Annotated in this window: 3 protein-coding genes; all 3 read left to right on the forward strand. The window is 72.3% G+C overall.

All coding sequences use genetic code 11. The features are described 5' to 3' along the window. Window positions 1-696: class I SAM-dependent RNA methyltransferase (locus tag AC5LSR_RS07780; RefSeq protein WP_493468296.1), on the forward strand; the 696-nt coding region annotated here is incomplete at its 5' end. A gap of 261 nt (window positions 697-957) precedes the next feature. Continuing rightward, the gene (dxs, locus tag AC5LSR_RS07785; RefSeq protein WP_250284903.1) at window positions 958-2,898 is read left to right on the forward strand and encodes a 1-deoxy-D-xylulose-5-phosphate synthase; all 1,941 of its coding nucleotides are present in this window, start codon (window positions 958-960) and stop codon (window positions 2,896-2,898) included. Window positions 2,899-3,355: 457 nt separating this feature from the next. Continuing rightward, window positions 3,356-3,762 (forward strand): lysylphosphatidylglycerol synthase domain-containing protein (locus tag AC5LSR_RS07790; RefSeq protein WP_493468303.1); only part of this gene is annotated, 407 nt, incomplete at its 3' end.

Genomic DNA, 3,762 nt, shown 5'->3' on the forward strand with positions numbered 1-3,762 from the left:
GGCGCTGCCCCTGGCGCTGGCGTTGCCCCTGGTGCTGGCGCTGTCTCTGGCGCTGGCGGTCCGTCCGGTCCGGGAAGCGGTCCCGGCGCCAAGGGCGAGATCGTCGAGGTGGTGCGCGGCCGTCGGTTCCGGCTCGGCCCGGGGGTGTTCTGGCAGGTGCACCCCGGCGCGCCCGAGACGCTGGTGGACGCGGTGCTCACCGGCCTGGCGCCCCGCGCGGGGGAGCGAGCGCTCGACCTGTACGCCGGCGCGGGCCTGTTCGCCGCCGCGCTCGCGGAGGCCGTCGGCCCGGATGGCACGGTCGTGGCGATGGAGTCGGATCCGGCGGCGGTGGCGTCGGCCGCGCGCAGCCTCACCGGCCTGCCGCAGGTGTCGCTGCGCGGCGTCCGGGTCTCACCGGGCTCCCTGCGCGGGCTGGCCGGCGCCGGCGCCGACATCGCGGTCCTCGACCCGCCCCGGGCGGGTGCCGGCCGGGCCGTGATGCGGGCGCTGCTGGCCCTGAGGCCGCGGGCTGTTGCGTACGTGTCCTGCGATCCGGCGTCCCTCGCACGCGATCTTGCCGTGGCGGTTGCGCAGGGCTATTCGCTCGTCACGTTGCGGGCGTTCGATCTCTTCCCGATGACCGCCCACGTGGAGTGCGTGGCGATCCTGGCCGCTCCGGGCGGTGGAAGCCGGCAAGGGAGGCGTCTGGGATGACGGTGGGCGAACACGGCGGTGACGTACCCGTCAACACGGTGACACGCCGGGGAAAAACAGGGCGTGCACGCTCCGGCGTAGCCGCGGAACAGGGCAAACCACGCATCGTAGGCGCCGGCTGCCCTGGTTGGGGCCCGTTTGGAACGTGCTCACATGTCCGCTCCGTGACCGTGAATGATCCCCTGACCTGCGTAGACTGAGCGCGTCCGGGGCCGGATCCCCTCACAAAGGGGGGAGGGAGTGCACGGAGAGGAAGTGCCGGTGTCGCTTCTGTCGACCGTCCGCAATCCGCACGATCTGAAAAAACTCGCAGCCGAGGACCTTCCCGCTCTGGCGGCGGAGATCCGTGACTTTCTCATCCACGCGGTGGCTCGCACCGGCGGTCATCTCGGGCCCAACCTCGGGGCCGTCGAGCTGACGCTGGCCATCCACCGGGTGTTCGACTCGCCGCACGACCGGATCCTGTGGGACACCGGTCACCAGTCGTACGTCCACAAGATCCTTACAGGTCGCGCGGACGACTTCGTGAACCTGCGCCAGCGCGGTGGCCTGTCCGGGTACCCGAGCCAGGCGGAGTCGCCGCACGACATCATCGAGAACTCCCACGCGTCCACGGCGCTGTCCTACGCCGACGGGCTGGCGCGGGCGTACGCGCTGCGCGGGGAGTCCCGCTCGGTCGTGGCGGTCGTCGGTGACGGCGCCCTGACCGGCGGCATGTGCTGGGAGGCGATGAACAACATCGCCGCCGCCGACCGTCCGGTGATCATTGTTGTCAACGACAACGGGCGCTCCTACGCGCCGACGATCGGCGGGCTGGCCGACCACCTGGCCTCGCTGCGGCTCGCTCCCGAGTACGAGCAGGTCCTCGACGTCGTCAAGCAGGTCCTCGGGCGCACCCCGCTGGTCGGCCCGCCGCTGTACGACGCCCTGCACGGCATCAAGCGGGGCATCAAGGACGTCGTCCAGCCGCAGGGCATGTTCGAGGACCTCGGCCTGAAGTACGTCGGGCCGGTGGACGGGCACGACGTCCACGCGCTGGAGACCGCGCTGCGGCGCGCCCGCGACTTCGGCGGGCCCGTCATCGTCCACTGCGTCACCCGCAAGGGCTTCGGCTACCCGGCCGCCGAGCAGGACGACGCCGACTGCTTCCACGCCGTCGGGGTGATCGACCCGAGCACCGGCAAGCCCACCGCGGCCGGCGGTGGCACCAGCTGGACGAGCGTCTTCGCGGACGAGATCGTCCAGATCGGCCACGAGCGGCCGGACGTGGTCACGCTCACCGCCGCCATGCTGCAGCCGGTCGGCCTGAAGAAGTTCGCCGCCACCTTCCCGGACCGGGTGTTCGACGTGGGCATCGCCGAGCAGCACGCGGTGACCTCGGCCGCGGGCCTGGCCCTCGGCGGCATCAAGCCGGTGGTGTGCGTCTACGCGACGTTCCTCAACCGGGCGTTCGACCAGGTGCTGATGGACGTCGCCCTGCACCGGCTGCCGGTGACCTTCGTGCTGGACCGCGCCGGTGTCACCGGCGAGGACGGGCCGTCCCACAACGGCATGTGGGACATGTCCTTCCTCCAGCTCGTGCCCGGGCTGGCGCTGGCCGCGCCACGGGACGCGTCCACGCTGCGCGCCCAGCTGCGGGAGGCGGTGGCGATCACCGACGGGCCGTCGGTGGTGCGGTTCTCCAAGGGCAAGATCAACGCTGACATCCCCGCGATCGACCGGGTCGGGACGGTCGACGTCCTCTACCGCTCGCCGGAGGTCACCCCGACCCGGGACGTGCTGCTGGTGGCCGTCGGCGCGATGGCGGCGACCTGCCTGCAGGTCGCCGAACGGGTCGCCAGCCACGGCATCGGGATCACCGTCGTCGACCCGCGGTGGGTCAAGCCACTCGCCCCGGAGCTCGTCGACCTGGCCCGGGCACACTCGCTGGTGGTCACGGTCGAGGACAACGGCCGGGTCGGCGGGGTCGGCTCGACGCTCGCGCAGCTGCTGCGCGACGCCGACGTGGACGTCCCGCTGCGGGACTTCGGTATCCCGCAGACCTTCCTCGACCAGGGCAAGCGTGACCAGGTCATGGCCGACATCGGCCTGTCCGCCCAGGAGCTCGCCCGCCGGATCGTCGAGATGGTCGCCGGCCGCACACCGGTTCTCGAAGGCGAGACCGAGGAAGCCGAGAAGGAAACCTCCGCCGGCCAGCGCTGACCCGGTCAACGGAATCCGTAGGTGGAAACCGCTGTCATGACGACGGTTTCCACCTACAACAGCGGAATCCGTAGGTGGAAAGTGCTGTCGTGGCAACAGTTTCCACCTACAGCCTCGGCTGAGTCCGATGTGTCGGCGGCCCGGAGCCGGCGGCGGCCCGGTGGTGGCGCGATCATGCTTCTTCCGTGCCGCCGGAAGGTGCGGGGCGCCAGGGCTCTAGGCTGGGACGATGCGGTGGATGCGGCCTGCTGACGTCCGTGGCCGTCGGACGGCGGGCCGCCATCCCACGGAGCAGGGCCCCAGCCCGGGGCCGGTCCGTCAGCCGGAGCCGGTCCGTCAGCCGGAGCCGGGCCCCCAGCCGGAGCCAGGGCATCCCGCGGAGCCGCGCCGTCCCACCGAGGTGGGACAGTTCTCGGGGGCCGGTCGGGGGCGGGACGCGCGTCGGTGGCTGGTGCGGGTGGCGTTGCTGGTCGCGGCGGGCCTGCTTGTCGTCGCTCTGGTCAGCCAGTGGAACGCCGTCCGCGCGTCGTTCAGTGAGCTGACCGCGTTCGGGGTGGCCGCCTCGGGAGCCGTCACGGTGCTGGCGGTCGGGACGACTGTGCTGTCGTGGCGGGCGCTGCTGGCGTCGCTCGGCGTGGCGTTGCCACTGCGGGCCGCGTTGCGGATCTTCTTCGTCGGGCAGGTCGGCAAGTACGTCCCCGGCAGCGTGTGGCCGGTGCTGGCCCAGATGGAGCTGTCCCGGGACCACGGGGTGCCCCGGCCGAAGGCCGCGTCCGCCAGCCTGATCGTGCTGGCGCTGGCGGTCCCCTGCGGCGGGGTGGCCGCCGCGGTGACCCTGCCGTTCGTGTCGGCGGGCGCGCTGCG

It is taken from the genome of Protofrankia sp. CiP1_Cm_nod4 (genome assembly GCF_982290645.1).